This window comes from Rhizobacter sp. P1_G5 (genome assembly GCF_056405435.1).
This window is the reverse complement of sequence record NZ_JBFUCB010000371.1, coordinates 1-6,047: the sequence shown is the minus strand read 5'-3', so window position 1 is coordinate 6,047 and position 6,047 is coordinate 1. Positions and strand designations below refer to the sequence as shown.

General features: G+C 70.8%; 5 protein-coding genes. 1 reads left to right on the top strand and 4 read right to left on the bottom strand.

Annotated features, from left to right (window positions below; all coding sequences use genetic code 11):
• Positions 1-192 precede the first annotated feature (192 nt).
• From argF to AC1D12_RS22020, 3 genes are read right to left on the bottom strand one after another with little or no spacing between them, the layout of a single operon-like run.
• The gene (gene argF / locus AC1D12_RS22030; protein ID WP_465113052.1) at positions 193-1,191 is read right to left on the bottom strand and encodes an ornithine carbamoyltransferase; all 999 of its coding nucleotides are present in this window, start codon (positions 1,189-1,191) and stop codon (positions 193-195) included.
• Between the two features lie 20 nt (positions 1,192-1,211).
• Entirely contained in the window at positions 1,212-2,441 is a 1,230-nt protein-coding gene (locus AC1D12_RS22025) for an arginine deiminase (RefSeq protein ID WP_465113051.1), read from the bottom strand.
• Positions 2,442-2,459: 18 nt separating this feature from the next.
• On the bottom strand, positions 2,460-3,947 hold the full coding sequence (locus tag AC1D12_RS22020) for a basic amino acid/polyamine antiporter (RefSeq protein ID WP_477827485.1): 1,488 nt from the start codon (positions 3,945-3,947) through the stop codon (positions 2,460-2,462).
• Positions 3,948-4,190: 243 nt separating this feature from the next.
• On the opposite strand from AC1D12_RS22020, the gene AC1D12_RS22015 reads away from it, so the two are divergent.
• Positions 4,191-4,985 (top strand): Crp/Fnr family transcriptional regulator, encoded by a 795-nt coding sequence (locus AC1D12_RS22015; RefSeq protein WP_477842854.1) that lies wholly within the window; start codon positions 4,191-4,193, stop codon positions 4,983-4,985.
• On the opposite strand, the gene AC1D12_RS22010 is transcribed toward AC1D12_RS22015, so the two are convergent.
• On the bottom strand, positions 4,942-6,047 hold a 1,106-nt coding region (locus tag AC1D12_RS22010), incomplete at its 5' end, for an ATP-binding protein (RefSeq protein ID WP_477842853.1). The two genes, AC1D12_RS22015 and AC1D12_RS22010, sit on opposite strands and share 44 nt — an antisense overlap.

The window sequence follows — 6,047 nt, the reverse complement described above, 5'->3', positions numbered from 1 at the left end:
CTTCGTGCACTGACTGTCGCCCACTGTTTGACCACAACGAACGAAGTGAGTGGCGGGAGTTTGGGCGACGGGCCTTGAAACCAGTCAGTGGAGGGGAGTCAGCGCCCCGCCAGGGGCGCTGACCGCACCGGACGGCGCGCCACGGCCWCCCCCACGCGCCTTTGCAGCGCAGAAGGAAGAAGTGAAACTGGATCACCCCAAGGTCGCCACAAGGAGCGCCTTGATGGTGTGCATCCGGTTCTCCGCCTGGTCCCAGACGATCGAGGCCGGCGACTCGAAGACCTCGTCCGTCACCTCCATTCCGTCGAGCCCGAAGCGCTGGAAGATCTCCTCCCCGCGCCGCGTCTCCCGGTTGTGGTACGCCGGCAGGCAGTGCATGAACTTGACGGCTGCATTGCCGGTCGCCGCCATCAGCCGTGCATTCACCTGGTACGGCCTCAGCAACGCGATCCGCTCGGCCCAGGCCGCCTCCGGCTCCCCCATCGACACCCACACGTCGGTGTAGACGAAGTCGACACCCTCCACCGCCTGCAGCGGCGCCTCGGTCAGCGTCAGCTTCGCGCCGCTCACGCGCGCCAGCGCCTCGCACTGCGCCTGGATCTCGGGCGCCGGCCACAGCACCCGCGGTGCCGCGATGCGCAGGTCCATGCCCATCAGCGCCGCCCCCTGCAACAGCGAGTCGCCCATGTTGTAGCGGGCATCGCCCAGGTAGGCCACCCGCATCTCGCGCAGCGGCTTGTCGCAGTGCTCCTGCATCGTCATCAGGTCGGCCAGGATCTGCGTCGGGTGGAACTCGTTCGTCAGCCCGTTGTAGACCGGCACGCCCGCATGCGCGGCCAGGTCCTTCACCGTCTGCTGCGCGAACCCCCGGTACTCGATCGCGTCGTACAGCCGGCCCAGCACCCGCGCCGTGTCCTTCACGCTCTCCTTCTCGCCCAGCTGCGAATCGCCCGGACCGATGAACGAGACGTGCGCCCCCTGGTCGTGCGCCGCCACCTCGAACGCGCAGCGCGTGCGCGTCGACGACTTCTCGAAGATCAGCGCGATGTTGCGACCGCGCAGCGTCGGCTGCTCGGTGCCCGCCGCCTTCGCGCGCTTGAGCTCGTGCGACATCTCCAGCAGGTGCTGGATGTCGCGCGCGTTCAGCTCGTCCAGCGACAACAGGCTGCGGTTCTTCAGGTTGTAGGCCATCGCACTCCCCTTTCCTCGATTCAATACACCACCGCGTCGCGGCTCAGCGGGCAGCTCATGCAATGCGCCCCGCCCCGCCCGCGGCCCAGCTCGCCGCCCGGGATCTCGATCACCTCGATCCCGGCCGCGCGCAGCTTGCGGTTCGTCTGCGTGTTGCGGTCGTAGCCGACCACCACCCCCGGCTCCAGCGCCAGCAGGTTGTTGCCGTCGTCCCATTGCTCACGTGCACTCTCGAAATCGTCGCCCCCGGTCGCGATCGCGTTCAGCGCCGGCACCTCCAGCGCCGCGCTCACGACGTCCAGCAGGTGCTGGCCCGCCAGCGTGCGGATGCGCGGCGGCCCGCCGCGCGGCCCCGGTTCCAGCTCGTGGCACACCAGGCGGTCCACCACCTCGGGGAAATAGGTCACCACCTCGCGCGAACAGGGCGTGAACACCGTGTCCAGGTGCATCGCGGCCCTGGCGCGCGGCATCTGCGCCGCGATCACGCGCCGCGCCGCGCCGTGCTCGAACAACCGGTGCGCCAGTTGCACCACCGCCTGCGGGCTGCTGCGCTCGCCCATGCCCACCAGCAGCACGCCGCGCCCGAGCGGCATCAGGTCGCCGCCTTCCAGCGTCGCGAGACCATGGTCGCGCATGTCACCGCCCCACCAGGTCTCGAAGCCGCCGTTCACGAAGCGCGGGTGGAAGCGGTACACCGCCGCCTTCAGCAGCGTCTCGCCGCGGCGCACCGGCCAGAACATCGGATTCAGCACCACGCCGCCGTAGAGCCAGCTGCTCGCGTCGCGCGTGAACAGGCTGTTCGGCAACGGCGGCAGCACGAAGTCGTGCATGTCCAGGTACGGGCCCAGCAGGCCGTTCGGGCGGAACGGCAGCTCCGACTTCGTCATGCCGCCGATCAGCAGCTCGGCCAGCCGGGCCGGCGGCAGCTCGGCCAGCGCCGCATGCAGGTCGTCCAGCATGCCGAGCCCGACGCTGTCGGGCATCACCCGGTGCTGCAGCACCCAGCGCCGCGCCTCGGGCTGCGCGAGCGTCTCGGCCAGCAGCTCGTGCAGCTCCAGCACTTCGACGCCGCGCCGCGCCATCTCCGAGACGAACTGCGCGAAATCGCGCTGCGCGCGCTCCACCCACAGCACGTCGTCGAACAGCAAGCCACGGCAGTTGTCCGGCGTCAGCCGCCGCTGCGCCAGCCCCGGGCGGCACACCAGCACGCTGCGCAGCCTCCCGATCTCCGAATGCACGCCCCAGTTCATCGTTTGGTCCACAGCCTCTCAGAGCTTCTGCAAGTCCAGCACGCCACCGGCGATCAGCCACAGCGTCACGAAGGCCGCCGCCAGCAGCAGCACGGCCACCACCTGCTCGCCCGCCCCCGCGTACACCGGCAGGCCGCGGCGCCGCCGCGCAAGCGCGTGCACCGCCAGCCCGGGCACGTAGACCAGCGCCGTCAGCAACAGGTACACCGGCCCGGCCGCATACACGAGCCAGGCGCTGTAGACCGTCGCGACCGCACCGGTCAGCAGCAGCGCGCGCGAGCCCGCACCGCGCCGCAGCGCGAACAGCGCGCACACCAGGTAAGGCAGCAGGATGGTCGAGGTCGCCAGCTTGATCAGCGCGAGGTAGGCATTGCCGGCCAGCAGCGACAGCAGCAGCACCGCCTGCACGATGCCGTTGCTCCACCACAGCGCGGCGGCCGGCGCCTGCCGGCGGTTCTCGCCGCCGAAGCCGCCCGGGAACACCTCCTCCTTCGCGGCGCTGTACGGCACCTCGGCCGCCAGCATCGTCCACGCGAGCATCGCGCCGCCCACCGACACCAGCAGGCCGATGTTCACGAGCACCGCACCCCAGGGCCCGACCACCTTCTGCAGCACCCCGGCCATCGACGGGTTGGCCATCTGCGCGAGCTCGGCCTGCGGCACGACGCCGAGCGACAGCAGCGTGATCGCCATGTACAGCAGGAGCGTCGCGCCGAAGCCGAGCATCGTCGCGCGGCCGACGTCGCCGGCGCTGCGCGCCCGCGCCGAGAACACCGAGGCCCCCTCGATGCCGATGAAGGCCCACACGGTGACCAGCATCGTCGAGCGCACCTGGTCGAACACCGGCCCGAGCTTCGCATCGCCCCACATCGACAGCGAGAAGGTCGGCGCCTTGAAGGCCACGCCCACCAGCCCGACGAACATCAGCAGCGGCACGAGCTTCGACAGCGTCACCAGCGTGTTGACCGCCGCCGCGGTGCGCACGCCGCGCAACGCCAGCCCGTGGTAGCCCCACAGCAGCACCGACGCCGCCGCGACGCCCACCGCGGTGTCGCCGGCGCCGAGCCCGGCCGCCGGCAGCAGGTTCGACACCGCCGCGACGATCACGACCAGGTAGCCGGCATTGCCGATCAGCGCCGACAGCCAGTAGCCCCAGGCCGACTGGAAGCCGACGAAGTCCCCGAACCCGGCCCGCGCATAGCCGTAGACGCCACCGGTCACGCCGGGCGCGGCCTGCGCAAGCTGCAGGAACATCATCGCCAGCGACAGCATGCCGAGCGCGGTGATCCCCCAGCCGATCAGGATCGCACCCGCACCCGCGCCGGCCGCCATGTTCTGCGGCAGCGAGAACACCCCGGAACCGATCATCGAGCCGATCACCAGGCTCGTCAGGGCGCCCAGCGACAGCCGCTGGCGCAGCGGTGCCCACGTCCCGGAGACGGACTCGGCGACGGCCGGCGTGCGCTCGCGCGAGGGCGGCGCGGAAACGATGGATGGCGTGGACATGGCGACCTCCTGCAAAACCCTTCCAAGGGCGTGGAGGCAGCCTAGTGGGCCCGGCCGCGCCGGGCTTGATACCCGTCAAGCCATTGCGCGCTCATCGGTGATGAGACCCCAGGTCGGCRCGGCTGATACATGCCGGACACCAACCGTTCACTCGCTGTTACGCAGCGATCCGGCGCATTCGCGCGACATTGACACGCGGTTCCTAAGCTCTTGTCCATACCACAACACCCACAGGAGCCCGCCATGCAGACCGCCACGATGCACACCGAATCCGCCGTCCGCCCGCCGATGCCGATGCATTCTGCTGCTGCGGCAGCGCGCGGCCCGGCCCGGCCCGACGCCGACACGGTGTGCGCCCGGGTCAACGACTCGCTGAAGCTGCTGGCCGGATCCGTCGAGCTGCAACGCCGCATCGTGCATGCCGGCGACACGGTGTTCCAGGGCGGCCAGGGCTTCCAGTGCCTGTACATCATCAACTCCGGCTTCTTCAAGACGCTGAACGTCGCGGCCGACGGGCGCGAACAGGTCGTCGGGCTGCACTTCAAGGGCGACTGGATGGGCTTCGACGGCATCGCCCACGGCCAGTACGGCTGCGATGCGATCGCGATGGACACCGGCGAGGTCTGGGCCATCCGCTACGACACGCTGCTGCTCGCCGCCGCCCGCCAGCCGGCGCTGCTCGGCCTGCTGCATGCCGCGATGAGCCGCGAGATCTCGCGCGACCGCGATTCGCTGCTGTCGCTGGGGACGCTGCCGGCCGATGCGCGGGTGGCCGACTTCCTGCGCTACTGGGCCGAGTCTCTGTCGCAGCGCGGCCTGCGCGCCGACCAGATCACGCTGCGCATGACGCGCGCCGAGATCGGCAACTACCTGGGCATGACGCTCGAGAGCGTCAGCCGCGCGCTGTCGCGCATGGCGCGCAGCAACGTGATCCGCTTCACCGAGAAGGGCCGGCGCGACCTGTGCATCGCCAGCACCGAGGCACTCGCCTCGTTCATCCAGGCGGCGATGACGCCAGCGTCGCGGGTGCTGCAGTGATCGCCCGCACGATCGCGTCGGACAGCTCCTCGCGCGAATAGGGCTTGCGCAAGAGCTCCCACGGCAGCCCGATGCTGCCGTCGCCCACCATCGCCTCCGACGAATAGCCGGACATCAGCAGCACCGCCAGCGCCGGCCGCAAGGCCTTCGCGCGCCGTGCGAGTTCGGTGCCGCGCATGCCGGCCCCGAGGATCACGTCGCTGAGCAGCAGGTCGATCGGCTGCGTGCGTTCCAGCGCGGCCAGCGCCGGCTCGGCACTCGAATGGACCGTCACCTCGCACTTCAGCGCGAGCAGGAAGTTGCGGCACACCGCCAGCACCTCCGGGTCGTCCTCGACCACCATCACCCGCAGCCCCGGCGGCAGTGCCGCCGTCGCACCGCCGCGCGCCTCGGTGCGGTCGACCAGGTCGAAGCGCGGCAGGTACAGCGTGACGCGCGTGCCGGTGCCGGGTGCCGAGTCGATCACCACCGCGCCGTGCGACTGCTTCGCGAAGCCGTACACCGTGCTCAGCCCGAGGCCGGTGCCGCGCCCGGCCTCCTTGGTCGTGAAGAACGGCTCGAAGGCGCGGTCGCGCACCGCCTCGGACATGCCGTGGCCGGTGTCCGAGACGCTGATCGCGACGAACGCATCTTGCTGCGGCACCGTGCCGGCCTGGTCCGGATCGGCCAGCTCGGCCGCCACCTGCGCCGGAACGCGCCGGCACGGCTGGCAGCTGAACGACAGCGTGCCGCCCTCGGGCATCGCGTCGCGCGCATTGATCGCGATGTTGAGCAGTGCCGATTCCAGCTGGCCCGGATCGGCCCGGCAACCCGGGCAATCGTCGGCCGCGTCGACGACGATCTGCACCCGCTCGTCGAGCGTGCGGTGCAGCATGTCGGCCAGCGAGTGCAGCAGCAGTGCCGGCTCCACGCGCGTGGGCACCAGGCGCTGGCGGCGCGAGAACGCGAGCAGCTTGCCGGTCAGCTCGGCGCCGCGCCGGGCCGCGCGCGTCGCGGCGCCCAGCATCTGCTGCAGCCGCGGCTCGTCGGCCACCTGCGGCTCGAACTCGAGCACCTGCAGGT

Coding starts and splice junctions, on each gene's coding strand:
- AC1D12_RS22015 (WP_477842854.1), top strand. CDS start 4,191: ATGCAGACCGCCACGATGCACACCGAATCCGCCGTCCGCCCGCCGATG.
- AC1D12_RS22025 (WP_465113051.1), bottom strand. CDS start 2,441: ATGAACTGGGGCGTGCATTCGGAGATCGGGAGGCTGCGCAGCGTGCTG.
- argF (WP_465113052.1), bottom strand. CDS start 1,191: ATGGCCTACAACCTGAAGAACCGCAGCCTGTTGTCGCTGGACGAGCTG.
- AC1D12_RS22020 (WP_477827485.1), bottom strand. CDS start 3,947: ATGTCCACGCCATCCATCGTTTCCGCGCCGCCCTCGCGCGAGCGCACG.